This is a genomic window from Bradyrhizobium sp. USDA 4341, from assembly GCF_054063755.1.
The window spans coordinates 5,666,927-5,691,742 of sequence record NZ_JBSSGO010000002.1; the positions used below are offsets into that span (position 1 = coordinate 5,666,927).

The 24,816-nt window shown below is 64.4% G+C and carries 25 protein-coding genes and 1 pseudogene; 10 read left to right on the forward strand and 16 right to left on the reverse strand.

The window, feature by feature from the left end; translation table 11 throughout:
* Nucleotides 1-529 precede the first annotated feature (529 nt).
* The 7 genes from ACVIGB_RS33030 to ACVIGB_RS33060 all read left to right on the forward strand — a co-directional run bounded on the left by ACVIGB_RS33030 (nucleotide 530) and on the right by ACVIGB_RS33060 (nucleotide 7,180).
* Nucleotides 530-1,090, forward strand: coding sequence for a F0F1 ATP synthase subunit delta (locus tag ACVIGB_RS33030; protein WP_092121634.1), 561 nt, complete (start codon nucleotides 530-532; stop codon nucleotides 1,088-1,090).
* A complete protein-coding gene (gene atpA / locus ACVIGB_RS33035) occupies nucleotides 1,090-2,619 on the forward strand; it encodes a F0F1 ATP synthase subunit alpha (protein WP_092121635.1) in 1,530 nt (509 codons plus the stop codon). Before ACVIGB_RS33030 ends, atpA begins: the two co-directional genes overlap by 1 nt.
* Before the next feature lie 119 nt (nucleotides 2,620-2,738).
* On the forward strand, nucleotides 2,739-3,617 hold the full coding sequence (locus tag ACVIGB_RS33040) for a F0F1 ATP synthase subunit gamma (RefSeq protein ID WP_212318930.1): 879 nt from the start codon (nucleotides 2,739-2,741) through the stop codon (nucleotides 3,615-3,617).
* A gap of 26 nt (nucleotides 3,618-3,643) precedes the next feature.
* Entirely contained in the window at nucleotides 3,644-5,086 is a 1,443-nt protein-coding gene (atpD, locus tag ACVIGB_RS33045) for a F0F1 ATP synthase subunit beta (RefSeq protein ID WP_092121637.1), read from the forward strand.
* 116 nt (nucleotides 5,087-5,202) lie between these two features.
* Nucleotides 5,203-5,610, forward strand: coding sequence for a F0F1 ATP synthase subunit epsilon (locus ACVIGB_RS33050; RefSeq protein ID WP_456719518.1), 408 nt, complete (start codon nucleotides 5,203-5,205; stop codon nucleotides 5,608-5,610).
* A gap of 134 nt (nucleotides 5,611-5,744) precedes the next feature.
* Complete coding sequence (locus ACVIGB_RS33055) at nucleotides 5,745-5,936, forward strand: hypothetical protein (protein ID WP_456719517.1); 192 nt, start codon at nucleotides 5,745-5,747, stop codon at nucleotides 5,934-5,936.
* 248 nt (nucleotides 5,937-6,184) lie between these two features.
* Nucleotides 6,185-7,180, forward strand: a complete 996-nt coding sequence (locus ACVIGB_RS33060; RefSeq protein WP_456719516.1) for a helix-turn-helix domain-containing protein — start codon at nucleotides 6,185-6,187, stop codon at nucleotides 7,178-7,180.
* On the opposite strand, the gene ACVIGB_RS33065 is transcribed toward ACVIGB_RS33060, so the two are convergent.
* The 12 genes and pseudogenes from ACVIGB_RS33065 to ACVIGB_RS33120 form a co-directional block, all read right to left on the reverse strand.
* Nucleotides 7,138-7,638, reverse strand: coding sequence for an RNA pyrophosphohydrolase (locus ACVIGB_RS33065; protein WP_456719515.1), 501 nt, complete (start codon nucleotides 7,636-7,638; stop codon nucleotides 7,138-7,140). The genes ACVIGB_RS33060 and ACVIGB_RS33065 overlap by 43 nt on opposite strands.
* Before the next feature lie 45 nt (nucleotides 7,639-7,683).
* Nucleotides 7,684-8,187 carry an RNA pyrophosphohydrolase gene (locus tag ACVIGB_RS33070; RefSeq protein ID WP_456719514.1) on the reverse strand — a complete coding sequence of 168 codons (504 nt, stop codon included), beginning with the start codon at nucleotides 8,185-8,187 and terminating at the stop codon, nucleotides 7,684-7,686.
* A gap of 82 nt (nucleotides 8,188-8,269) precedes the next feature.
* Nucleotides 8,270-9,484 (reverse strand): divergent polysaccharide deacetylase family protein, encoded by a 1,215-nt coding sequence (locus ACVIGB_RS33075; RefSeq protein WP_456719513.1) that lies wholly within the window; start codon nucleotides 9,482-9,484, stop codon nucleotides 8,270-8,272.
* Between the two features lie 150 nt (nucleotides 9,485-9,634).
* The gene (locus ACVIGB_RS33080) at nucleotides 9,635-11,002 is read right to left on the reverse strand and encodes a S41 family peptidase (RefSeq protein ID WP_092121646.1); all 1,368 of its coding nucleotides are present in this window, start codon (nucleotides 11,000-11,002) and stop codon (nucleotides 9,635-9,637) included.
* Nucleotides 10,999-12,310: pseudogene (locus ACVIGB_RS33085) on the reverse strand (murein hydrolase activator EnvC family protein). The gene ACVIGB_RS33080 and the pseudogene ACVIGB_RS33085 overlap by 4 nt, the downstream one beginning before the upstream one ends.
* Nucleotides 12,311-12,440: 130 nt before the next feature.
* Nucleotides 12,441-12,923: a 23S rRNA (pseudouridine(1915)-N(3))-methyltransferase RlmH gene (gene rlmH, locus ACVIGB_RS33090; protein ID WP_456725024.1), complete on the reverse strand. Its 483-nt coding sequence runs from the start codon at nucleotides 12,921-12,923 to the stop codon at nucleotides 12,441-12,443.
* A gap of 50 nt (nucleotides 12,924-12,973) precedes the next feature.
* Nucleotides 12,974-13,342, reverse strand: a complete 369-nt coding sequence (rsfS, locus tag ACVIGB_RS33095; protein ID WP_173640701.1) for a ribosome silencing factor — start codon at nucleotides 13,340-13,342, stop codon at nucleotides 12,974-12,976.
* Nucleotides 13,343-13,526: 184 nt separating this feature from the next.
* Nucleotides 13,527-14,150 carry a nicotinate-nucleotide adenylyltransferase gene (locus ACVIGB_RS33100; protein ID WP_176534335.1) on the reverse strand — a complete coding sequence of 208 codons (624 nt, stop codon included), beginning with the start codon at nucleotides 14,148-14,150 and terminating at the stop codon, nucleotides 13,527-13,529.
* Between the two features lie 45 nt (nucleotides 14,151-14,195).
* On the reverse strand, nucleotides 14,196-15,488 hold the full coding sequence (locus ACVIGB_RS33105; RefSeq protein WP_456719511.1) for a glutamate-5-semialdehyde dehydrogenase: 1,293 nt from the start codon (nucleotides 15,486-15,488) through the stop codon (nucleotides 14,196-14,198).
* A 122-nt stretch (nucleotides 15,489-15,610) separates the two neighbouring features.
* A complete protein-coding gene (gene proB, locus ACVIGB_RS33110; RefSeq protein WP_092121662.1) occupies nucleotides 15,611-16,753 on the reverse strand; it encodes a glutamate 5-kinase in 1,143 nt (380 codons plus the stop codon).
* 82 nt (nucleotides 16,754-16,835) lie between these two features.
* Entirely contained in the window at nucleotides 16,836-17,885 is a 1,050-nt protein-coding gene (gene obgE, locus ACVIGB_RS33115; protein ID WP_456719510.1) for a GTPase ObgE, read from the reverse strand.
* A 100-nt stretch (nucleotides 17,886-17,985) separates the two neighbouring features.
* A complete protein-coding gene (locus tag ACVIGB_RS33120; protein ID WP_092121668.1) occupies nucleotides 17,986-18,465 on the reverse strand; it encodes a MaoC family dehydratase in 480 nt (159 codons plus the stop codon).
* A 167-nt stretch (nucleotides 18,466-18,632) separates the two neighbouring features.
* Here ACVIGB_RS33120 and ACVIGB_RS33125 point away from each other — a divergent pair, with 167 nt between their 5' ends.
* Nucleotides 18,633-19,547, forward strand: coding sequence for a DMT family transporter (locus tag ACVIGB_RS33125; RefSeq protein WP_092121671.1), 915 nt, complete (start codon nucleotides 18,633-18,635; stop codon nucleotides 19,545-19,547).
* A gap of 181 nt (nucleotides 19,548-19,728) precedes the next feature.
* Here ACVIGB_RS33125 and ACVIGB_RS33130 read toward each other — a convergent pair whose 3' ends face one another.
* The 4 genes from ACVIGB_RS33130 to ACVIGB_RS33145 all read right to left on the reverse strand — a co-directional run bounded on the left by ACVIGB_RS33130 (nucleotide 19,729) and on the right by ACVIGB_RS33145 (nucleotide 22,543).
* Complete coding sequence (locus tag ACVIGB_RS33130; protein WP_456719509.1) at nucleotides 19,729-20,325, reverse strand: GNAT family N-acetyltransferase; 597 nt, start codon at nucleotides 20,323-20,325, stop codon at nucleotides 19,729-19,731.
* A 169-nt stretch (nucleotides 20,326-20,494) separates the two neighbouring features.
* Nucleotides 20,495-20,764, reverse strand: coding sequence for a 50S ribosomal protein L27 (gene rpmA, locus ACVIGB_RS33135; RefSeq protein ID WP_024583287.1), 270 nt, complete (start codon nucleotides 20,762-20,764; stop codon nucleotides 20,495-20,497).
* 102 nt (nucleotides 20,765-20,866) lie between these two features.
* Entirely contained in the window at nucleotides 20,867-21,337 is a 471-nt protein-coding gene (gene rplU / locus ACVIGB_RS33140; protein ID WP_092121674.1) for a 50S ribosomal protein L21, read from the reverse strand.
* 255 nt (nucleotides 21,338-21,592) lie between these two features.
* A complete protein-coding gene (locus tag ACVIGB_RS33145; protein ID WP_456719508.1) occupies nucleotides 21,593-22,543 on the reverse strand; it encodes a GlxA family transcriptional regulator in 951 nt (316 codons plus the stop codon).
* Nucleotides 22,544-22,667: 124 nt separating this feature from the next.
* On the opposite strand from ACVIGB_RS33145, the gene ACVIGB_RS33150 reads away from it, so the two are divergent.
* Together ACVIGB_RS33150 and ACVIGB_RS33155 are read left to right on the forward strand one after the other, a co-directional pair.
* The gene (locus ACVIGB_RS33150; RefSeq protein ID WP_456719507.1) at nucleotides 22,668-23,471 is read left to right on the forward strand and encodes an SDR family NAD(P)-dependent oxidoreductase; all 804 of its coding nucleotides are present in this window, start codon (nucleotides 22,668-22,670) and stop codon (nucleotides 23,469-23,471) included.
* A gap of 106 nt (nucleotides 23,472-23,577) precedes the next feature.
* Entirely contained in the window at nucleotides 23,578-24,735 is a 1,158-nt protein-coding gene (locus ACVIGB_RS33155; RefSeq protein WP_456719506.1) for an ROK family protein, read from the forward strand.
* Nucleotides 24,736-24,816 lie beyond the last annotated feature (81 nt).

Consider the following 24,816-nt stretch of genomic DNA (forward strand, 5'->3'; position numbering starts at 1 on the left):
GCAGTAAATCCCGATTGTCTCGGGCTGAAATATCTTGTTACCGCTTTGGGGTACTCAATCGAAGTTCCGTAATCTTGGCCTTTAATGAATTTTTAACCATTAACATACTTACGAATACTGATTAATGGACCAGCGGTAAGTTTTCAGTAAGTAATCGCCAAATGAAACGGCGCCGCGTTTCGGGTTCCTTGCGCGCTCGGCCATAGGCCCATGCAAATTTCGTTGGAACAAATCCGCGGTGGCGCGAATCGGAGCCCGCGCACTGAATTTCCGCGCGCCGATTTTTCTGATTCGAGCGCCGGCTGCGGTCGCCAAAAACCGCATGCGACAAGGCGGCTCGCACGATGCCGTCATGTTGCACCTGCGCGATTGCTATGTTAGCAAAGCCGCGATTTTAACGATCCCGGCACGTCCTGTGCCGGTCGAAAATCGAAGTCCCGCTTGAATTCCAAGGGCTTGGATCGCTAGGCGCTGCTTTGGTGGCGACGGTTTTTCCCTTGCGAATTTGACAGCAAAAAAGAGCGAGCTCGTGGCTGCTGAAGATCCGTCCGTTTCGGGAGTGTCCGGTCGTTACGCAACGGCCCTGTTCGAGTTGGCGCGCGACGAGCAGTCCGTCGATCAAGTCCGGGCCGACCTCGACAAGTTCGAGGCCATGCTCAACGAGAGCGCCGATCTCAAGCGTCTCGTCCGCAGCCCGGTGTTTGCCGCCGACGCCCAGCTGAAGGCGCTGGCCGCGGTGCTCGACAAGGCCGGCATCGCCGGCACGTCGGCAAAATTCCTCAAGGTGCTCACCGCCAATCGCCGGCTGTTTGCCGTGGCCGATGTGATCCGCGCCTATCGCGCGCTGGTGGCGAAGTTCAAGGGCGAGGCGACTGCGGAAGTCACCGTCGCCGAGCAGCTCAGTGACAAGAATCTCGACGGGCTGAAGGCCGCACTGAAATCAGTGACGGGCAAGGACGTCGCGCTCAACGTGAAGGTCGATCCCTCCATTATTGGTGGCCTGGTGGTCAAGCTCGGCAGCCGCATGGTGGATAGTTCGCTTCGCACCAAACTCAATTCGATCAAGAACGCGATGAAAGAGGCAGGCTGATGGACATCCGCGCCGCAGAAATTTCTGCGATCCTCAAGGACCAGATCAAGAATTTCGGCCAGGAAGCCGAAGTCACCGAAGTTGGCCAGGTGCTGTCGGTCGGTGACGGTATCGCTCGTGTCTACGGTCTCGACAACGTCCAGGCCGGTGAAATGGTCGAGTTCGAGAACGGCACGCGCGGCATGGCGCTCAACCTCGAAACCGACAACGTCGGTATCGTGATTTTCGGCGCCGACCGCGAGATCAAGGAAGGCCAGACCGTCAAGCGCACCCGCGCGATCGTGGACGCGCCGATCGGCAAGGGCCTGCTCGGCCGCGTCGTCGACGCGCTCGGCAACCCGATCGACGGCAAGGGCCCGATCCAGGCCACCGAACGCAAGCGCGTCGACGTCAAGGCGCCCGGCATCATTCCGCGCAAGTCGGTGAACGAGCCGATGGCCACCGGCCTGAAGGCGATCGATGCGCTGATTCCGATCGGTCGCGGCCAGCGCGAGCTGATCATCGGCGACCGTCAGACCGGCAAGACCGCGATCGCGCTCGACACCATCCTGAACCAGAAGCCGCTCAACGCCCAGCCGGACGAGAACCTCAAGCTGTATTGCGTCTACGTCGCGATCGGCCAGAAGCGCTCCACCGTCGCGCAGTTCGTCAAGGTGCTCGAAGAGCAAGGCGCGCTGGAATACTCGATCATCGTCGCGGCCACCGCGTCCGATCCGGCCCCGATGCAGTACATCGCGCCGTTCACCGCCTGCACCATGGGCGAGTACTTCCGCGACAACGGGATGCACGCCGTGATCATCTATGACGATCTGTCCAAGCAGGCCGTCGCCTATCGCCAGATGTCGCTGCTGCTGCGCCGCCCGCCGGGCCGCGAAGCCTATCCGGGCGACGTGTTCTATTTGCATTCCCGCCTGCTCGAGCGCGCCGCCAAGCTCAACAAGGAGCATGGCTTGGGCTCGCTGACGGCGCTGCCGGTCATCGAAACCCAGGCCAACGACGTGTCGGCCTACATTCCGACCAACGTGATTTCGATCACCGACGGCCAGATCTTCCTGGAAACCGACCTGTTCTTCCAGGGTATCCGTCCCGCCGTGAACGTCGGTCTGTCGGTGTCGCGCGTCGGTTCGTCGGCGCAGACCAAGGCAACCAAGAAGGTCGCCGGCAAGATCAAGGGCGAGCTCGCGCAGTACCGCGAAATGGCGGCGTTCGCGCAGTTCGGCTCCGACCTCGACGCCTCGACCCAGCGCCTGCTCAATCGCGGCTCGCGCCTGACCGAACTCCTGAAGCAGCCGCAGTTCTCGCCGCTGAAGATGGAAGAGCAGGTCTGCGTGATCTGGGCCGGCACCAACGGCTACCTCGATCCGCTGCCGCTCAACAAGGTGAAGGCGTTCGAGGACGGCCTGCTCTCGCTGCTGCGCGGCAAGAACGTCGAGATCCTCGACGCGATCCGCACCAGCCGCGATCTGTCCGACGACACCGCAGCCAAGCTCAAGACGGTGGTCGAGGGCTTCGCCAAGACGTTTGCGTAACAAGACGTTTGCGTAAGAAGACCTTCGCATAAGGGCATCGCCTGGCCGTTGGCCGGGCGATAGGAACAGAGAGGCTTGCGATCTGACCGTTGCGGTCGGATTGCCGGGGTGGACGAAGAATGGCGTCACTGAAAGACATGCGGGTCCGCATCGCCTCGACCAAGGCGACGCAGAAGATCACCAAGGCCATGCAGATGGTCGCAGCCTCGAAGCTGCGCCGCGCGCAGAACGCCGCCGAGGCGGCGCGGCCCTATGCCACCAAGATGGACGCGGTGATTTCCAACATCGCCGCCGCGACCAACGGCTCACCCGGTGCGCCGGCGCTGCTCGCGGGCACCGGCAACGACCAGGTGCACCTGCTTCTGGTCTGCACCGGCGAGCGCGGCCTGTCCGGCGCTTTCAACTCCGCGATCGTGCGTCTGGCGCGCGAGCGGGCGAACGCGCTGCTCGCGCAAGGCAAGGAAGTCAAATTCTTCTGCGTCGGCCGCAAGGGCTACGAGCAGCTGCGGCGGACGTTCGAGAAGCGGATTGTCGAGCACCTCGACCTGCGTTCGGTGCGGCAGATCGGTTTCGTCAACGCCGAGGACATCGCCAACAAGGTGCTGGCGCGGTTCGAGGCCGGCGAGTTCGATGTCTGCACGCTGTTCTATTCGCGCTTCCAGTCGGTGATCGCGCAGATCCCGACCGCGCAGCAGATCATCCCGCTCGAAGTGGCTGCGCCCGCGGCCAGCGTGGCTCCCGCGACCTCGTATGAATACGAGCCGGAAGAGGACCAGATTCTCGGCAGCCTGCTGCCGCGCAACCTCGCGGTGCAGGTCTTCCGTGCGCTGCTGGAGAACAACGCCTCGTTCTATGGCGCGCAGATGAGCGCGATGGACAGCGCGACGCGCAATGCCGGCGAGATGATCCGTAAGCAAACCCTGATTTACAACCGAACCCGTCAGGCCCAGATCACGAAGGAGTTGATCGAGATCATCTCCGGCGCTGAGGCGGTCTAAGGCAGATTTTCGAAGGAGAACAGTCCATGGCTACAGCAGCCAACCAGATCGGTCGCGTTACCCAGGTCACGGGCGCCGTGGTCGACGTGCAGTTCGAAGGCCACCTTCCGGCGATTCTGAATGCGCTCGAGACCAAGAACGGCGGCAACCGCCTGGTGCTCGAAGTCGCACAGCATCTCGGTGAATCGACCGTCCGCACCATCGCGATGGATATCACCGAAGGTCTGGTGCGCGGCCAGGAAGTCACCGACACCGGCGAGCCGATCCGGGTACCGGTCGGCGAAGGTACGCTCGGCCGCATCATCAACGTCATCGGCGAGCCGATCGACGAAGCCGGTCCGATCAAGTCCGAAGGCCTGCGCGCCATCCACCAGGAAGCGCCGAGCTATACCGACCAGTCGACCGAGGCGGAAATCCTCGTCACCGGCATCAAGGTCGTCGATCTTCTCGCTCCGTACGCCAAGGGCGGCAAGATCGGCCTGTTCGGCGGCGCCGGCGTCGGCAAGACGGTGCTGATTCAGGAACTGATCAACAACGTCGCGAAGGCGCACGGTGGTTACTCCGTGTTCGCCGGCGTCGGCGAGCGGACTCGTGAAGGCAACGACCTCTATCACGAGTTCATCGAATCGAAGGTCAACGCCGATCCGCACAATCCGGATCCGAGCGTGAAGTCGAAGTGCGCGCTGGTGTTCGGCCAGATGAACGAGCCGCCGGGCGCCCGTGCCCGCGTCGGTCTGACCGGTCTGACGGTCGCCGAGCACTTCCGCGACCAGGGCCAGGACGTGCTGTTCTTCGTCGACAACATCTTCCGCTTCACCCAGGCGGGTTCGGAAGTGTCGGCGCTGCTCGGCCGTATTCCTTCGGCGGTGGGTTATCAGCCGACGCTCGCGACCGACATGGGCGCGCTGCAGGAGCGCATCACCACCACCCAGAAGGGTTCGATCACCTCGGTGCAGGCGATCTACGTGCCGGCCGACGACTTGACCGACCCGGCGCCCGCCACCTCGTTCGCGCATTTGGACGCCACCACGGTGCTGTCGCGCGCGATCTCGGAAAAAGGCATCTATCCGGCGGTGGACCCGCTCGACTCGACCTCGCGCATGCTGTCGGCGCTGGTCGTCGGTGAAGAGCACTACAACACCGCGCGTATGGTCCAGCAGATTCTGCAGCGCTACAAGTCGCTGCAGGACATCATCGCCATTCTCGGCATGGACGAACTGTCTGAAGAGGACAAGCTGACGGTCGCCCGCGCCCGCAAGGTCGAGCGCTTCCTGTCGCAGCCGTTCCACGTCGCCGAAGTCTTCACCGGCTCGCCGGGCAAGTTCGTCGACCTCGCCGACACCATCAAGGGCTTCCGCGATCTCTGCCAGGGCAAGTACGACCATCTGCCGGAAGCGGCGTTCTACATGGTCGGCACCATCGAAGAAGCCGTCGAGAAGGGCAAGAAGCTCGCCGCCGAAGCGGCCTAAGCTTTGGGATATCGTCATCGCCGGACTTGATCCGGCGATCCATCGAACGAGAAGCATTTTGACTGATGGACCCGCGGGTCGAGCCCGCGGGTGACAGCGCAAAGAACGGAAAGACCATGGCCACCTTCCACTTCGATCTCGTCTCTCCCGAAAAGCTCGCCTTCTCCGGCGAGGTCGATCAGGTTGACGTCCCCGGTGTGGAGGGTGATTTCGGTGTGCTCGCCGGCCACGCTCCGGTCGTCGCCACGGTTCGTCCGGGTATCCTGACGATTACGACCGCGGGCAAGCGCGAGAAGGTGATCGTGCTCGGCGGCCTTGCTGAGGTGTCGGACAAGGGCCTCACCGTGCTCGCCGACGTCGCCACCACGCTTGCTGATCTCGATCGCGCGAAGTTTGCCGAGACGATCAACGAAATGCAGGAGAAGCTCTCCGAGAAGGAAGGCTCCGAGCTCGACCACGAGATCGAGCGGCTCGACCACTTCAAGAGCATCCAGCACGAGCTCAACGCGACCGCTATGCACTAAGGCGCGATTGCCGACCAGCGATCGCGCCATAGTGTCGAGTGAGCCGGCTCCTTTGTGAAATCGCTCACACTCTTCCAGTCATCGTCTGCCAGGACTTGAAGCATTCAACGCTCGCCGTCCCCGGCGGGCGGTGAATGCTTGTTGCGCCCGGAAGCGTCTGCGACGGCAGGAATGCGGTTGTGGTCGGGACGCAGGGACGGCCGGGATTTGAATTGAAGGCGGAGAACGAGCAGAGCGCGGTCAACGCCGCGCTCGGTGACTGCGCCAAGCGCGACAGCGACTGCCATGTCATCGCGGTCGGTCCGCTCACGGTCGGCCCGAACTAGAGCATGATCTGGAAAAGCGCGAAGCAGCTTTCCCCCGCGACAAACGCGTAACGCATCTGTGCGGGAATCATGCGCACACCGAGAGGCGAGATCAGATTGCGGTGAATCGTCATTGCGCTTTGGAACACGATCCGGAAAATGTGAAGTAGCTTACAGCGGGGATCGTGCACCAATGACAAGCTGCGGCGCGATGACGAGTTGATGCGATTGCGTCGCGATTTTATCCCCGGAATAACGGACAAGATACTGTGCTGAATTTCTCCACCGATGCTCTCCGCCCGCAGGACCGCTTTGAGCATTGGTGCGACGTGCGCGGCAAAAACCTGTTCGGGGTCACGATCGAGCTCGAGCGCGACAGGCGGCCCGATTTCCATGGACGGTTTTCCGCGACGCCGGTCGGCGATGCCGTGCTGGCGGAAATGTCGGCGTCGTCCTACCGCGTCAGCCGGACGTCATCCGACATCGGACGTGTTCCGAGCAACAGCCTGCATCTCGGCTGGCAGGTGCGCGGCCCCGGCCACATGAATATCGGCCGCGATCGCATCCAATGGGTAGGCAACGGAGATATGGTGTTCGGCCATTCCAATCTTCCGTTTGCGTCGACGCCCGAACGGACCGACGGCTTTCGCTTCTTCAGCCTCAAGATTCCCGTCACCGACGAGCTCGTGCTCGGGGCGCGGATCGAGGGCGTGCCGCTGGTCGCGCTGGCGCGTGATGCGAGCCTGACCCGGCTTGTCGGCGCCATGTTCCGCGCCATGACGCGCGATCCGGCGCAAGCCGGGCAGTTCGCCGGCGAGGTAACGCATATGGTGCGGCTGGCGCTGCTTGCGCGTGGACGCTTGCGGCCACGCCAGGATGAGATCCGTGCCGCGCTGCATGCCGGCTACCTCCATGCCGCGCGGGAAATTCTGCTGCGCGATCTGCATCGCGCCTCGCTCACGCCGGCCGCGGTCACCACCGAGCTCGGCATTTCGCTCCGGCAATTGCATGCGCTGTTCGAGCCGACCGGTCTCTCGTTCGCGCGAACGCTGACGGCGGCGAGGTTGAAGGAGGCGAGGCGGCTTCTCTCAGCGATGCAGGAGCGCGGCATCGACGAGATCGCGTTCTCATGCGGCTTCGACAGCATCGCGACCTTCTATCGCGTGTTCCGCGCGACCTACGGCATGACGCCGGGTGATGCGCGGCGCCTTCCGCCGCAGGATCAGCCGGTGAATTCCGCGAACCGGATCGCGACCGCGCGATAGACCTCGCGGCGGAACGGCACCACCAGATCGGCGACGCGATCGAGACGCTCCCAGCGCCATTGATCGAACTCGGCGGGCTGGCCGTTGCGCGGCGTCAATGGATCGATCTCCTCGTCGCGCCCGGTGAAGCGCAGCGCAAACCATTTCTGCCGCTGGCCGCGGAATTTGGCCAGCCGATGCGATGCCGGCCCGTCATAGGCCGGGAATTCGTAGGTCATCCAGTCGGTCTCACCGAGATAGTCGGCGTTGACCGCCCCGGTCTCTTCCCACAATTCGCGCATCACGGCCTGGCGCGGGTCCTCGCCGGCGTCGATGCCGCCTTGTGGCATCTGCCATTCGAGGCCGGGCAGCACGATCTCCGGACCGTCGTCCTTGATCCGGTGGCCGATCAACACGCGTCCGTCGCCGTTGAACAGCGCGATGCCCACATTGGGGCGATAGGGCTTATCTGATGACATCTCGACCGGTGCGCCGCGCGTTTGTCTGGCCGATCATATGGCCGTCTATTTGGCCGCCAGACCGGCGAATTCCTTCACGACGCGCTCATAGACCGGACGCTTGAACGGCACAATCAGCTCCGGCAGATTCTTCATCGGCTCCCAGCGCCAGGTGATGAACTCGGCCTTGTGGCCGCCGCCGGGGTAGGCGACGTTGATCTCGTTCTCGTCGCCGGTGAAGCGCAATGCGAACCACTTTTGCCGCTGGCCGCGGTAGCGACCCTTCCAGGCGCGGCCTGCGACCGTGCGCGGGATATCGTAGATCAGCCAGTCCGAGACCTCGCCGAGCTTCTCCACCGACTTGACGCTGGTCTCTTCATAGAGCTCGCGCCGTGCGGCCTGAAACGTATCCTCGCCGGGATCGACGCCGCCTTGCGGCATCTGCCAGACATGCGCGTCGTCGACATGCTCGATGCCGCCGGCGCGGCGTCCGATGAAGACCAGTCCCGCGGTATTCAGCAGCATGATGCCGACGCAGGTTCGATAGGGCAGGTCTTCATAACGTGCCATGCCGCCGCTACCTCGCACAGTTCCTGGCGCCGCCCGACCCGGCCCCCCGGCAAGGTCTTAGGTTGCACCAACAGATTGATCTCTAGCCCGATTTTGATTTCAGCATCGCCGTTGTCAATGGCACAAGCATGATGCCCTTGGAGTCCAGTGTCTTGAGCCAGGCGCCGAGCCGCTCGATCGAGACCGGCAGCGCCGAGGCGACGCCCACGGCCGTGCCGCGTTCCTTGGCGATCGTTTCCAGCTTGACCAGCGCGCGGTCGATTTCCGCCGATGTCGGCACCACGTCGATGGCGAAATCGGCCTTGGCGAACGGCAACGATTGGCCGGCCGAGAGGCTCTGCGCGACGCTGCGCGGGGTGGAACCGTCGTCGAAAAAGCTCAGGCCGCGCTTGGCCGCCTCGCGCACGATGGGCTGCATCACGGGATCGGTCGCGACGAACCGGGCTCCCATGAAATTGGCGATCCCGGCATATCCCTGCAGGCGGCTGAGGTGCCAATAGAGACGGTCGAGATTCTGCTCGCTGCTCAATGTGGTCAGCAGGGTCTGCGGGCCCGGATCGTTGTCGGGATAGTCGAACGGCTCCATCGGGATCTGCAGCAGGATCTCGTGGCGCTGCGTTCGGGCGCGTTCCGCGAGCTTGCCGGGGTCGGCGCCGTAGGGCGTGAAGGCCAGCGTCACGGCCGGCGGCAGCTTCATGATGGCGTCAGTGGTCTTGGCGGCGCCGACGCCGAGGCCGGCGACCACGATGGCGACCACGGGCATCCGGGCTGCCTTGGCGCGGTCGGCTTCGGCCGCATAGACCGTGAACGGCTTCAGGCCGTCGGCAACCACCGGGATCATGCCGTAGCGCGATTTTTCCAGCAGGCGCGGGTCGATCCCGGTCATCGCGAGCGGCGGCGCGTCGCCATCCGTCGTCTTTTCGGCCGGATCGCCGGCGCCGATCACCACGTCCTGGCGCTTGCCGCTGGAGCCGTCGATGATGGTGACGGTCTTGGCGTCGTTCTTGGCATCGCCGGCTGCGGCCGGCGCCTTGGCGGCGGATTTGACCACCGGTTCGGCCGGGGCGTGCTTATCGTCGGCGGCTGCGGGCGGGGGATTGCGGAGCGTGATGCGGGCAATCGGTTCGCCGCCGAGCGGATTGTCGTTGAACAGCGCGACGCCGGCGAAGCCGACCAGCACGAGGCCCAGCAGCACGGCGAGCATCTGCATCGCCGTGAATGGCAAGCGGACACGGCGCGTCTTGCCCACGGTGTTCTGCCCAAGCGGCGTGCTCAGTTCGTCGGCCGCTTCTGCCATGACCCTCCCCGAATCAACAGCGCGAACGATAGCACGATGCGGTGCATTCCCGCGCGCCGGCCTCCCCGTCAAAGCACGGCTGGAGGTGGGCGGCGAAAGCAGAAAGGGCGGCCCGAGGGCCGCCCTGTTCGCCTAAACCATTGGATGGGATCAGTTCGCGGCCTTGTTGCCGGGCTTGTCGACCGCGGCCTTGTCGCCGGGCGCTGCCGGTGCCGGCGTCGCGCTCGAGGTCGACTTGATGCCGTGCAGCAGGTCATCGGCCATCTTCAGGGCCTTGTCGTCCTTGGCGTCCGGCGGGACGTAGGACTGCGAGCCGGTCTTCTCGTCGCCGTCGTTCTTCAGATGGCCGCGCAGCGAGGCCTCGCCCTTGGTGTCGGTGCGCGCCTTCAGCTCTTCCGGCACGTCCTGCAGCACCTCGATGTCGGGCACGATGCCCTTGGCCTGGATCGACTTGCCCGACGGCGTGTAATAGCGCGCGGTGGTCAGGCGCAGCGCGCCGTTGCCCGAGCCGAGCGGGATGATGGTCTGCACCGAACCCTTGCCGAACGAGCGGGTGCCGACCAGCGTCGCACGCTTGTGGTCCTGCAGCGCGCCGGCGACGATTTCGGAGGCCGATGCCGAGCCGCCGTTGATCAGCACGATGACCGGCTTGCCCTTGGTCAGGTCGCCCGGGTGCGCGGCGCGGCGCTGGGTTTCCTCGGCATTGCGTCCGCGGGTCGAGACGATCTCGCCGCGCTCCAGGAAGGAGTCGGACACGGTGACGGCTTCTTCGAGCAGGCCGCCGGGGTTGTTTCTGAGATCGATGATGTAGCCCTTCAGCTTGTCGCCGATCTGGCTCTGCAGGTTGGAGACTTCCTTCTTCAGGCCTTCGGTGGTCTGCTCGTTGAAGGTGGTGATGCGGATATAGGCGATGTCGTCGGCCTCGACGCGCGCACGTACCGAGCGGACGCGGATGTTGTCGCGCACCAGCGTGACGTCGATCGGATTGTCCTGGCCCTTGCGGATGATCTTGAGCTTGATCTTGGTGTTGACCGGACCGCGCATCTTCTCGACGGCCTGGTTCAGCGTCAGGCCCTGCACGGCTTCGTCGTCGAGATTGGTGATGATGTCGTTGGCCATGATGCCGGCCTTCGAGGCCGGGGTGTCGTCGATCGGCGAGACGACCTTGATCAGGCCGTCTTCCATCGTGACCTCGATGCCGAGGCCGCCGAACTCGCCGCGGGTCTGCACCTGCATGTCGCGGAAGCTCTTGGCGTCCATGTAGCTCGAGTGCGGGTCGAGGCCGGACAGCATGCCCGAGATCGCGGACTCGACGAGCTTGCTGTCATCCGGCTTCTCGACATAGTCGCTGCGCACCCGTTCGAACACGTCGCCGAACAGATTGAGCTGGCGGTAGGTGTCCGACGTCGCGGCGCGCGCGCTCGATCCCATCAGCACAGCGCGGGGCTGCGTGACGAAAAGCGTCAGGGCCGCGCCGGTGGCGGCGCTAAGGAGAATTACCGAAGTCTTGCGCATCATCCGCGAACCTTTTCGCCTTCATTTGCGGCCCACCATGGACCTGGATCGATTGGAGTGCCGTCTTTCCGGAACTCGACATAGAGCACTGGCTGGCTCGCATTGGTCGCGAGAATGGATGCAACCTGGGACGTCGACCCCATGGTCGCAACCGGCTCCCCCGTTAGCACAAACTGGCCGATGTTTACCGAAATACGCTCCATCCCGGCGATCAGGACATGATACCCCGCCCCCGGCATTGAGGATCAAGAGTTGTCCGTAGCTGCGGAAAGGACCAGCGTAAACAACCCAGCCGTCACACGGGGTTGTGACCTGAGCGCCCGGTTTGGCGGCCAAAGAAATGCCCTTTTGTACGCCCCCTGCGCCGTCGGAACCGCCAAATTCGCGAATCTTGGTGCCATTCACGGGATAGGAGAACAGGCCTTTGGCCGAGGCGAACGCGACCGCCGGGCTCATGCGGGCGGGGTCCTTGAGCGCCCCCAGATTGGGCTTGCCGTTAACGGTCGCCGGGGCCCCCTGGAGGCTGGCCGTGGCGGCGGCCTTGGCCGCGCTCTTGAGATCCTGCTCCATCTTGGCGATCAGGCTCTGCAGATCGGCGGCCTGCTTCGACAGCGCGATGGCGCGGGCGCCTTCGGCTTCCATGTCCTTTTCGGCTGCGCTTTGCTGGCGCTGCCGTTCGTCGACCAGCGCCGCGAGGCGGGTCTGGTCTTCCCTCAGTTTGTCGCGGTCGGTCGCCAGCGCATCGCGCTCGGTCGAGATGGTCTTGCGCAGCGCCACCAGCTCGCCGAGATCGGACGCAAGCTTTTCGGCGCGGACGCGCAATTCCGGCACCACCGCGCCGAGCAGCATCGCAGTGCGCAGCGATTGCAGCGCGTCCTCGGGCCGCACCAGCAGCGCCGGCGGCGTGCGCCGTCCGGCGCGCTGCAACGCGGCCAGCACCTCGATCACTTCGGAGCGGCGTGAATCGAGCGAGCCGCGGATTTCGCGCTCGCGGCCGTCGAGCGGCTGCAAGCGTGCCTCGGCGTCGGCGATCCGCGTCTCGACGCCGCGCACCTGGCCGGCAATGTCGATCAGCTGCTGATTGAGCTTGCTGCGATCCTGGCCGATCGCGGCGATGTCGGCCTTCAGCTTCTCCTGCAACTCGGTCGCCTTGCGCTGCTGTTCGCGCGCGGCCTCGAGCTCCTGCTCGCGCTGCTTGATGGCGTCGGGCGATGTCTCTGCCGTCGCGGCCTGCTGTGCCGGCGGGGCGGACTGTTGCGCGGGTGGTGTCGCCTGCGCATGCGCCGCGGTCAGCGGATACGCGGCGAGCATAGCGATCGACAGAGGCAGGGATGCCGGCAACCAGCGGCGGCGCGCGGTGCCGAGATGCGAATCCGAAGCTGTGTCCCGCTTGTGCTGCATTCGCGTGCGTTCAGCGCTTTCGACTGTCCGTCACCGCGCCTCAGGCGCGATGGTAGGGGTGGCCGGCCAAAATGGTCGCGGCCCGATAAATCTGTTCCAGAAGCATGACGCGGACCATTTGGTGCGGCCAGGTCGCGGAGCCGAATGCAATACGCAACGAAGCCTTGCGCTGCAATTCAGGCGAAAGTCCGTCCGCGCCGCCGATCACGAAGACAGTATGCGCTGCCCCCTCGTCGCGCCAGCGGCCGAGCTGCTGCGCAAAGCTCGCGCTGTCGATGCTCTTGCCGCGTTCGTCGAGCGCGACCAGCATGTGCTTTTCCGGCAGCAGCGCCGCGATCGCCGCGGCCTCCTCAGCGATGCGCGCGGCCGTGTCGCGCGCGCGGCTCTCTGCAATCTCATGGATCTCAAGGCCGCGAAAGCCGAGCTTGCGGCCGATATCTTCGAAGCGCTCGCGGTAGCGCTCGGCGAGCTCCCGTTCAGGGCCCTGTTTCAGGCGGCCGATGCAGATCACGACAAGACGCATCAACGCAGACTAGCTGCGCTGCAGCCGATTCGCATCGGCTTCGATACGCCTTAGACCGCCGCGACCGCCGGGTTCTGAGTCCACAACCGCTCGAGGTTGTAGAACTCGCGCACCTCAGGCCTGAACACGTGCACGATCACCTCGCCGGAATCGATCAGCACCCAGTCGCAATTGGGCAAGCCCTCGACATGGATGTTCTTGACCCCGTTTTCCTTGAGGCTCTTCGTCACATTTTCCGCGATCGCGCCAACGTGCCGGTTAACCCGGCCGGTGGTGACGATCATGTAGTCGGAATATGCGGATTTGCCGCGAAGGTCGATGGTGACCGTCTCTTCCGCTTTCATATCGTCGAGGCGGGAGAGGATCAGGCTCAGCGTCTTGTTGGCATCCGGTTTGTCGGCATCCGGTTGCGCCTGCAAGGCCGCGGTTTTCGTCGATGTTTTACGCGCAGTCTTGGGAACCTTGGGTAAAACAGACTTGGACAATACAGATGTGGCCAGGGACCATTCCTTTCACTGTATCGCGGGTGCCGAATCCGGCCCCACGCACCATATTACGCATGTGGGGTTAATGGTTTCAATATTCCAGTTACCCTTTTGCGCCTCACGCCGTTCTCCAGCTCCCGTCCGGGTTCCGCAGTCCGGTCGAAGACAGATTGGATTTCATTCCTGTCAGGAACACCCATGCCGGCGCCTGTTGGTCGGCCAGCCGTGTCGCCTGATTTTCGGGCAAGCGATAGCGCATGAGCGCCTGCGCCGCCGGTGCGGCAAGGGCGCGGAAACTCTGGGGCGGACGGTCGATCACGGCAATCGGCACATCGGACGCGATGCGCCGCCAATCTTTCCAGCGATGAAATTGCGCGAGATTGTCAGCGCCCATGATCCAGACGAAGTGCACGCCGGAGACACGGCGGCGCAAGTGGATGATCGTGTCGACAGTGTAGCGGACACCGATGACAGCTTCGAGACAGCTGATGTCGATGCGCGGATCGTCGGCAACGCGACGCGCGGCCGCGGCACGCTCGTTGAGCGCATGCAGGCCATCATGGTTCTTCAGCGGATTGCCCGGCGTCAGCAACCACCACACGCGGTCGAGCTGCAAACGCTTGAGCGCGAACTGGCTGATGGCGCGATGCGCGGCGTGCGGCGGATTGAACGAGCCGCCGAGCAGCCCGATGCGCATGCCGTTGGTATAGAACGGAAGCGCCTGGGCCGGGGATAACGGCACGGTGGAAGCTTGTTGCAATGGTCTACCGTGCGCGTGCGACAATGATCACGGCCGTGTCTGCCCGGTGCCGTGGACGCGGTACTTGAAGCTCGTCAGCTGCTCGGCGCCGACCGGCCCGCGGGCGTGGAATTTGCCGGTGGCAATTCCGATCTCGGCGCCGAAGCCGAACTCGCCGCCGTCGGCGAACTGGGTCGAGGCATTATGCAGCACGATCGCCGAATCGACCTCGTTGAGAAATCTCTGCGCGGCAGCGGCATCCTCCGTCACGATCGCATCGGTGTGATGCGAGCCGTGATCTTGAATATGCGCAATCGCTTCATCGAGACTGCCGACGATCTTCGCCGAGATGATCGCATCCTCATATTCGGTGTTCCAGTCCTCGTCGGACGCGGGCTTCACCCTGGCATCGGCGCCTTGCACGATGTCGTCGCCGCGCACCTCGCAACCGGCATCGATCAACAACTCGACCAGCGGTTTCAGCTTCGTCGCGGCAGCGTTGCGATCGATCAGCAGGGTCTCGACGGCGCCGCAGACACCGGGACGGCGCATCTTGGCGTTCAGCACGACCTCCTTGGCCATATCGAGTCTGGCACTGGCATCGACATAGATGTGGTTGACGCCCTCCAGATGCGCGAACACCGGAACGCGTGCCTCCGCCTCGACGCGTGCGACCAGGCTCTTGCCGCCGCGCGGCACGATCACGTCGATGCCGCCGTTCAATCCCGTCAGCATCAGGCCGACGGCCGTGCGGTCACGGGTCGGCACCAAGGTGATCGCGGCCTCAGGCAGACCGGCTTCACGCAGGCCCTGCACCAGGCAATCATGGATCGCGCGGCAGGATCGGAAGCTGTCGGAGCCACCGCGCAGGATCACGGCGTTGCCGGACTTCAGGCACAGCACGCCGGCGTCGGCGGCGACGTTGGGGCGGCTCTCGAAGATCACGCCGATCACGCCGAGCGGCACGCGGACGCGCTCGATGGTCATGCCGTTCGGACGCTGCCAGCTTTCGGTGACGGCGCCAACCGGATCGATAATCTCGCGCACGGTGGCCACGCCATCGGCCATGCCGGCGACACGGGCCTGCGTCAGTGTCAGGCGGTCGACGAAGGCAGAGGTCATGCCACCAGCCCGCGCCTCGGCGACATCCTCGGCGTTGGCGGCGAGGATGGCCGGCGCGTTGGCGCGGATCGCGCGCTCGATCGCGGCGAGCGCTCGGTTCTTCTGCTCCGGCGGCGCCAGCGCCAGCACGCGCGCAGCGGCGCGCGCCTTGGCGGCGAGGTCGGTCATCAGGGCGGCGAGATCGGCGTTGCCGTCGATCGCCTTCAAGGGGGCGCTCATGGAAGTCCCAGCTTGGGATTAAGGCCATGTTCTAGCATGGCAATTGAGGGGTGGCGAGGCGCGGAACCGGCATGGCAGGTGGGCGGCAGGCCGCTCCCGTCGGCCGGGTCGGCTATCTGGGCCTATTTGGCCGGGATCGCCCCGGCCGGGCCGATCACGAGGTCGTCGCGGTGGATCATCTCGGAGCGGCCGCTGATGCCCAGAATGGCCATCACGTCGGGCGAGGAGCGGCCCTTGATCTTCTCGGCATTCTCGGCGTCGTAGGCGACCAGGCCGCGGCCGATCTCATGGGTGTCCGGCCCGCGCACCACCACGGCGTCGCCGCGGGCGAACTGGCCGTCGACCCGGATCACGCCCGCCGGCAGCAGGCTCTTGCCGGCGCGCAGCGCCGCCACTGCGCCGGCATCGATGGTCAGCGTGCCCTTCGGCTCGAGCGAGCCCGCGATCCAGCGCTTTCGCGCGGTGACGGGATTGGCCGGGGTCAGGAACCAGGTGCAGCGGCCGCCGTCGGCGATCGCCTGCAAGGGATGCTCGATCTTGCCGGAGGCGATCAGCATGTGGGTGCCGGCGGTGGTCGCGATCTTCGCGGCCTCGATCTTGGTGGTCATGCCGCCGCGCGACAGTTCGGAGCCGGCCGAGCCGGCCATCCCCTCGATCTCCGAGGTGATGCTTTCGACCACCGGGATCAGCTTCGCATCGGGATCGATCGCGGGCGGCGCGGTGTAGAGGCCGTCGATATCGGACAACAGGATCAACAGATCCGCGCTCGCCATGGTGGCGACGCGGGCGGCGAGGCGATCATTGTCGCCGTAGCGGATCTCGGTGGTGGCGACCGTGTCGTTCTCGTTGATGACAGGCACCGCGCCCCATTCCAGCAGCTTGGCGATGGTCGAGCGCGCGTTGAGATAGCGGCGGCGCTCCTCGGTATCCTGCAACGTCACGAGGATCTGCCCGGCGCCGATGCCGTGATGGCCGAGCACCTCCGACCAGATTCGCGCCAGCGCGATCTGGCCGACCGCTGCGGCAGCCTGGCTCTCCTCGAGCTTTAGCGGACCGCGCGGCAGCTTCAGGCGGCTGCGGCCGAGCGCGATCGAGCCCGACGACACCACCATGACCTCGCAGCCTCGCTTGTGGAGTTTTGCGATGTCGTCGACCAGCGCGGCGAGCCAGGACGCGCGCACCTCGCCGGCCTGCGAGTCGACCAATAGCGACGAGCCGACCTTGACGACGATGCGGCGAAAGTTCTTGAGCGCGGGGCGTTTCATGGGTTTGGTCTGGCAGGAAGGTGGAAGCAAGAGGCGCCACGATGTGGCTTAAGAAGTCCAAGTGTTGCTCGGCTTGTGCCGTTCAACCCTGCGGCAGCGGCGTCGCCCACGGTTCCGACTGAGCCTTGGCCTTGTTCGACACCGGCGCCTCGCCGATCACCTCGACCAGCGCGCGCAACGCATCCTGCACGCCTTCGCCGGTCGCGCCTGAGAGCAACAGCGGCGTCTTCTTCGCCGCCCGCTTGAGGCGATCCTTCTGCTTCTTCAACTCGTCTGGTGTGACCGCGTCGATCTTGTTCAACCCGACGATCTCGATCTTGTCGGCGAGCTGGCCCTCATAGGCCTCGAGCTCGGTGCGCACCGTCTTGTAGGCCTTGCCGGCATGCTCGCAGGTCGCATCGACCAGATGCAGCAGCACGCGGCAGCGCTCGACATGGCCGAGGAAGCGGTCGCCGAGACCTGCACCCTCATGGGCGCCTTCGATCAGGCCGGGAATGTCGGCGAGCACGAATTCGCGGCCGCCGTAATTCACGACGCCGAGCTGCGGATGCAAGGTGGTGAAGGGATAGTCGGCGATCTTCGGTCGCGCCGCGCTGACCACGGACAGAAAGGTCGATTTGCCGGCGTTGGGCAGGCCGACCAGGCCGGCATCGGCGATCAGCTTCAGCCGCAGCCAGATCCAGCGCTCCTCGCCCGGCGCGCCGGGATTGGCGTTGCGCGGCGTGCGGTTGGTGGAAGACTTGAAATGCGCATTGCCGAAGCCGCCATTGCCGCCTTCGGCCAGCACGAATTTCTCGCCGAGCTCGGTGAAATCGTGCAGCAGCGTCTCGCGGTCCTCGTCGAACACCTGGGTGCCGACGGGCACTTTCAGCACGATCGACTTGCCGTTGGCGCCATGGCGATCCTTGCCCATGCCGTTGGTGCCTTTTGGCGCCTTGAAGTGCTGCTGGTAGCGGTAGTCGATCAGCGTGTTCAGCCCGTCGACGGCCTCGATGATCACGTCGCCGCCGCGGCCGCCATTGCCGCCGGAGGGGCCGCCGAACTCGATGAACTTCTCGCGCCGGAACGCAACGCAGCCGTTGCCGCCGTCGCCGGAGCGAATATAGACCTTTGCTTCATCGAGGAATTTCATGATCCGTACTAGTTAGGGCAGGGGGGCCGCGGCGGCAACCCGGAAAGGCCCTGACTTCGGCGAAAAGCCTTAATTTTCGGGCCTTTTTACGACCCTCCCGCTAGCTGGGCCGGCGCCGCACCAGAAATTTCTGCATCCCCTCCAGCACCAGCTCGCGGCGCTGGTTGTGCACGGTCGAGCGCAGCGTCACGACGCCCGTGGTCCGGCCCGGCGCGAGCTCGATCACCTCCAGCGCGGGGTAGATGGTATCGCCGGCATAGACCGGTTTCAGGAACTTGCTCGATTGTTCCAGGAAGCCGACCAGCGACTCCTCCACGACATAGGGAAACAGCCCGGCGCCGGGCGCGGTGTGCACCAGGGTCTGGAAGCCGTGCGCGAGCAGGTCCGGCATGCCCCGCGTGCGGCAATATTCGACGTCGTAATGGATCGGATGGGTGTCGCCGCTAGCGGTCTGGAACGCCGCGAACACGGCCGAGGTCTGGGTCCGGCTCGGAATCACGAAGCGCTCGCCGAGCACGAAATCCTCGAACCACCGCTGCGCGGGGACCATGCGATGCTGGGTGGGGTCGAATTCGCTCATGCGGCGTTTCCTGCTCTGCTTCTTGAATGGCTGCCCTACCGGTAGCGCAGGCGCCGCACTGCGACAATTGGTTCGATCTGCAGGTGCCGGGGTTGTCCTGCGCAACGACGTCGGTAAAACCGGCGACAGGACCGGCCCGACTCAGAGGCGGCGACAACAAGAGAACAATGAGCCTGTTCGCAAAACTGTCCTCCTACGACGATCGATCGGCGCGGCTCGCCGGCATCGGGTTGATGCTGCTGTCGATCTTCATGTTCTCGTTCGGCGATGCGATGGGCAAATTCATCGTCGCCACCTATTCGGTCGGGCAATTGTTGTGGCTGCGCGCCTGCGCGGCGCTGCTGGTCCTGCTGCCGATCGTGTGGAAGCGGCGCGCGGATTTCCTGCATCTGGAGCGCCCGTGGCTGCAATTGCTGCGCGTCACGCTGTCGACGCTGGAGGTCGCGGCGTTCTTCCTGGCGACCGTCTATCTGCCGCTCGCCGACGTCATCACCTACTATTTGGCCGGACCGATCTTCGTCACCGCGATGTCGGGCCTGGTGCTCGGCGAGCATATCGGCTGGCGGCGCTGGACCGCGATCCTGATCGGCTTTTGCGGGGTGCTGATTGCGCTGCGGCCATCGGCGCAGACCATCAGCTGGCCGGCGATGATCGCGCTCGGCGGCAGCCTGTCGTTTGCGGTGTTGATGCTGATCACGCGCTCGCTCCGCGCGACGCCCGATATCGTGCTGGCGACGTCGCAATTCGGCGGCACCTTCATCCTGGGCCTCGTGCTCTCGCCGATCGGCTGGGTGACGCCGACCCCCGGCAGCCTGGTGCTGTTCTTCACCGCCGGCATCATCTCGGTCGCGGCGCTGCTGTGCGTGAACCGGTCGCTGAAACTCGCGCCGGCGAGCGTGGTGGTGCCGTACCAGTATTCGATGATCGTCTGGGCGGTGATCTTCGGCTTCGTGGTGTTCGGCGACGTGCCGTCCTGGGCCACGATCATCGGCGCCGCGATCATCATCGCGGCCGGCCTCTACATCTTCGTGCGCGAGCAGCAGCTTGGACGCACGGATTCCGCGATCAATCCGCCGGCGTGACTGTGCAGGGTGGGCAAAGACGCACCCGCATAACAGCTGTCGTCCCTGCGAACGCAGGGACCCATAACCACCGTTGCTTGTCGTCACCTACGCTGGAGCCACAGCTCGGCCGAACAATGACCATTTGTGGTTATGGGTCCCCGCGTTCGCGGGGACGACGACCGTTGTTGTGGATCGAGCCTTAGCTCTCCCGCCGGGTCGAGTTGTTCCAGCTCTTCAGCGAAGCCCAGACGCCGCGCGACAGCCGGAAGGCATCCACCGGGCTCGATGAGCCCAGCGCCTCGAACCGGTGCAGCTCGACGCCGCTCCACTGGAAGCCGCACTTCTCGAGGATGTTGCGCGACAACGGGTTGACGACGCGGGCGCCGGCGATCAGCTGGTCGAGATCGAATTCCTCGAAGAAGTAGTCGATCACCGCGCGCGCGGCCTCGGTGCCAAAACCCTGGCCCCAATGGTCGACGCCGAGCCAGTAGCCGAGTTCGGCCGCGGTCTCCTCGCGCCAGTCGATGCCGACCATGCCGATCGGCGTGTGATTGTTCTCGATCAGGAAGACGGTTTCGCGTCCGCCGGCGCCGAGCGCGCGCACGAAGTCGATGGCGTCGTCCTGGGTATAGGGATGCGGCAGGCGGCGGGTGTTCTCCGCGATGCGGCGGTCATTGGCGAGGCGTGCAATGGCTTTTACGTCCGCGAGCGTCGGCTTGCGCAATGTCAGCCGTTCGGTCTCGAGGACGCAAGCTCTTGCTTCGCGCAAGGTCGGCGTCGGGATGTCCTGCAACATGTCGAGCTCCTGTGATGCGACAATCGGTACGCAACGCTTGGAACGTTGCGCGCGGTCGAAGTCGAACGCGCGCAACAAAAAGGGGAGGCCGGTCATCCCGCCTCCCCTTGGAGCCCTTTGCGACTCCGCCGGTTCAACAGGACCCGGCGGACTCATGTGTGTCCACCGTCTACTCGGCCGCCTCTGCCATCGGAATAACCGATATGAATGTGCGGCCATTGGCTTTGGCACGGAACTCGACATGACCCTCGACCTTGGCGAAGAGAGTATGATCGGTGCCCATGCCGACATTAAGGCCAGGATGCCAGGTGGTGCCGCGCTGACGCGCGATGATGTTTCCGGGGATCACGCGCTCGCCACCGAACGCCTTGATGCCAAGGCGCTTGCCCTTGGAATCACGTCCGTTGCGCGATGAACCGCCTGCTTTTTTATGAGCCATAGCTCGTCTCCGACTTCGCTTTGATCTCTAGATCAATTCCTTGACGGAATCATTTCACGTTTTGTCACGCTTCAAATCTGAATGCGCGACGATCACTTCTTCTTAGCTCTTGGCCGCGGCCTTCTTGGCCGGAGCCTTTTTCGCGGCCGGCGCCTTTGCGGGCGCCTTCTTCTTGGCCGCCTTCGGTGCTGCGTCCTCGCCATCATCGGCGGGCGCTGCGACCTTTTCCTTCTTCGGCCGCGGGCCGACAGTCGGCTTGGCGTTATCGGCGAGGATCTCGGTGATGCGAAGCACCGTGAGCTCGTCGCGATAGCCGCGCTTGCGGCGTGAATTCTTGCGGCGACGCTTCTTGAACGCGATCACCTTGGCGCCGCGCTTGTGCTGCAGCACTTCGGCCGCAACGGTGGCGCCTGCCACGGTGGGCGTTCCCAGCACCGGCGTGTCACCGCCGAGCACCAGAACTTCGCCTAGCTGCACGATCGTGCCGACATCGCCGGCGATCTTGCCAATCTCGAGTACATCATTCGGAACGACACGGTACTGCCGGCCGCCGGTTTTGATGACTGCGAACATCGTTTGATTCCTTCGTGTTCGGTTCCGGCCTCGGACGAATCGCCCGGGTCGGCTTTTTGTTCAGTCGCTATGGGTTATGTGTTTCGCGCGAAGGGAATGAATTCCCAAACTGGATCGCACAAAAACAATCGGCGCGAGAAAACTCCGCGCCGGATGGGCGGACTTATAGCTGCTGACGACGCGGAGTCAAGGTAAAGCAGGGCAAAAACCGGCCAAAAATGAAGGGTTTGGCGTGATTTTGGCCTGGATTGACCCTCAGGCTGCGGTCTTTGCCGCGGCCCGCGCGTGCCGGCGGATGGTCTGGGGCGGCTGGCCCAGCACCCGCAAGAACGCCCGCCGCATCCGTTCCCGATCGGCAAAGCCGGTCTCTACAGCAATTTCGTCCATCGAATGGCGGCCGTCGCCGATCAATTCGCGCGCAGCCTCGACCCGGAGCTGCTCGATCGCCTTGGCCGGCGACTGGCCGGTCTCGGCGCGGAAGGCGCGGCTGAACTGCCGCGGGCTGAGCCGTGCCACCTCAGCCAATTCCTCGACCGAGAGCTCGTTGCGCAGATGCGCCTTGGCGTAGTGGAGAGCGTTCTGGACGCGGTCGGATTTCGGGTCGAGCTCGAGCAGCGCCGAGAACTGCGATTGTCCGCCAGTGCGGCGGTGATAGACGACGAGCTTGCGGGCCACCGAACGGGCGACCTCGACGCCCAAATCATGCTCGATCATCGCCAGCGCCAGATCGATCGTCGCGGTCATGCCGGCCGAGGTCCAGATCGGCCCGTCGACGATGTAGATGCGGTCCTGCTCGACCTTGAGCCCTGGAAATCGTGCCTGCAATTCCGGGGCGAATTGCCAGTGCGTGGAGACGCGCCGGCCGTCGAGCAGGCCGGCTTCAGCCAGTGAAAAGGCACCGATACAGGGCGCAGCGATGCGCTGTGACGTCGTCATGGCGCGTCGCATATAGTCGATCAATTTTGGGGATGCCGGATGAAGCTCGTGGCCGGCGCCGATGAACAGCGTGTCGAAGCTGCGCTCGCCAAAGGCTTCGGTCTCGACATTGAAGCCGGCGGAGGATCGCACCGGGCCTCCGTTCTCCGACAGCAGCGTGACCTCATAGAAGGGCGCGCCTGCGATCAGGTTGGCGACCTCGAAGGCGGTGATGGCGGTGAAGCCCATCACCTGGAAATCCCTGAAGATGACGAAGCCGATCTCCTGCATGGAACCCTCCGACCGAGTCTATGTCCTAAAAAGGTGTATATATGACATTTGAGACATGCAAGGGGGGCCTGTAAAACCTGAGCAGCGGCCAAAACCGGCCGTTCGGGTCAAACAGGAGACCAACATGACCAAGTCAGCCAAAGGAACGGCGCTCGTTACCGGTGCGTCGTCCGGAATCGGTGCCATCTACGCGGACCGGCTCGCACGGCGTGGCTACGATCTGATCCTCGTTGCACGTAACCGCGAGCGCCTTAATGGGCTTGCCACGCGTCTTTCGCAGGAGACAGGCCGATCGATCGAGATCGTTGCCGCCGACCTCGCCAAGCGCGGCGATGTCGCACGGATCGAATCCATTCTGCGCAGCAACGAAGGCATCAGCGTGCTGGTGAACAACGCCGGCGTCGGCGCCACCGCACCGCTGCTCGCATCCGATGTCGACAAGATGAGCGATTTGATCGCGCTCAATGTCGACGCGTTGATGCGCCTGACCTATGCGGCGGTGCCGGGATTCGTCGCGCGCGGCGGCGGCACCATCATCAATATCGCCTCGGTCGTCGGCGTCCAGCCGGAACTGCTCAACGGCGTGTACGGAGGCAGCAAGGCCTTCGTGTTGGCGCTTACCCACTCGCTGCAGCACGAGCTGAAGGACAAGAACATTCGCGTCCAGGCCGTGCTGCCGGGTGCCACGGCCACCGAGTTCTGGGACATCGCCGGCACGCCGGTCGAGCATCTGCCCGGCGAGATCGTGATGAAGGCCGAAGACATGGTGAACGCTGCGCTGGCCGGCTTCGACCAGGGCGAGGTCTTCACCGTGCCGTCGCTGCCGGATGCTGCCGATTGGCAGGCCTATGAGTCAGCGCGCCAGAAGCTGATGCCGAACCTGTCGCGCAGCACCCCTGCGGCGCGCTACGGGGTGAAGGCCGTCTGACGCCCCTGCGAAAATTGCGTCCCGCGCAGGCCGAGCGCCAGAGCGCGGGACGCAACCATTTGAGTTCCCCGTCGTTAGTGCAGGGAATCTCGAGCGGGCAGGGCGAATGGCCGAAGACACTGGACTGACCACAGGAATCGCGCACCACGGTGCCGCGCGGCTGCCATCCGTCGACATCGACAGCTTCAACATCGAGCTGAAGGACGACGAGGGTTTTCTCGGCGATCGCGCCTCCAAGGGCGCCTTCCGCAAGATCCTCGACCGCTGGCGCAAGCCGCTGCGCAAATCCGATGAGGATCCGTTCGGCGAGGAGCCGTCGGACCAGATCAGCAAGAAGAAATTGGATGAGTTGCTGGTCGGCGAGGACACCGAGGCCTCCGCGGTCGTGCACAGCGCGATCGAGGAGTTTGCGCAGGAGCTCGCCTATGTGACGCGGCGCTTCCTCGGCACCAAGGCCTGGGCCAAGACCGAGCGCATCGTGGTCGGCGGCGGCTTTCGCGACTCCAGGCTCGGCGAGCTCGCCATCGCGCGGACCGACATCATCCTGAAGTCGGAGGATTTCAAGGTCGATCTGGTGCCGATCCGCTTTCATCCCGATGATGCCGGGCTGATCGGCACGCTGCATCTGGCGCCGTCGTGGATTTTCGAGGCTCATGACGGCGTGCTCGCCGTCGATATCGGCGGCACCAATATCCGCTGCGGCGTCGTCGAGACGCGCTGGAAGAAGGCGCCCGATCTTTCCAAGGCGGCAGTCTGGAAATCGGAGCTGTGGCGCCACGCCGATGACGAGCCGACGCGTGAAGGCGCGGTGAAGCGGCTGGTGAAGATGCTGAAGGATCTGATTGCCGCCGCCGGGAAGGAGAACCTCAGGCTCGCGCCATTCATCGGCATCGCCTGTCCCGGCGTCATCAATGAGGACGGCTCGATCGAGAAGGGCGCACAGAATCTGCCGGGCAATTGGGAGAGCAGCAAATTCAACCTGCCGGCTAGCCTGGTCGAGGCGATCCCGCAGATCGGCGATCATGACACCGCGATCGTGATGCACAATGACGGCGTGGCGCAGGGACTGGCCGAGGTGCCGTTCATGCAGGATGTCGCGCGCTGGGGCGTGCTGACGATCGGAACCGGGCTCGGCAATGCCCGCTACACCAATCGCAAGAAAGACAACGGCAAGGACGACAAGAAGGCCGAGAAAAAGGACAAGAACGACGAGGACGAAAAGGGCGAGAAAAAGGCCAAGAAAGCCAGGAAGGCCGATGCCTGAGCGGCTCTTGGGCTGGCCGATCGCCCGGTAAGGTTGATCGGTTAGGTTAAGATCGGGTTCGCGTTGCCGTTTGGGCGCCGG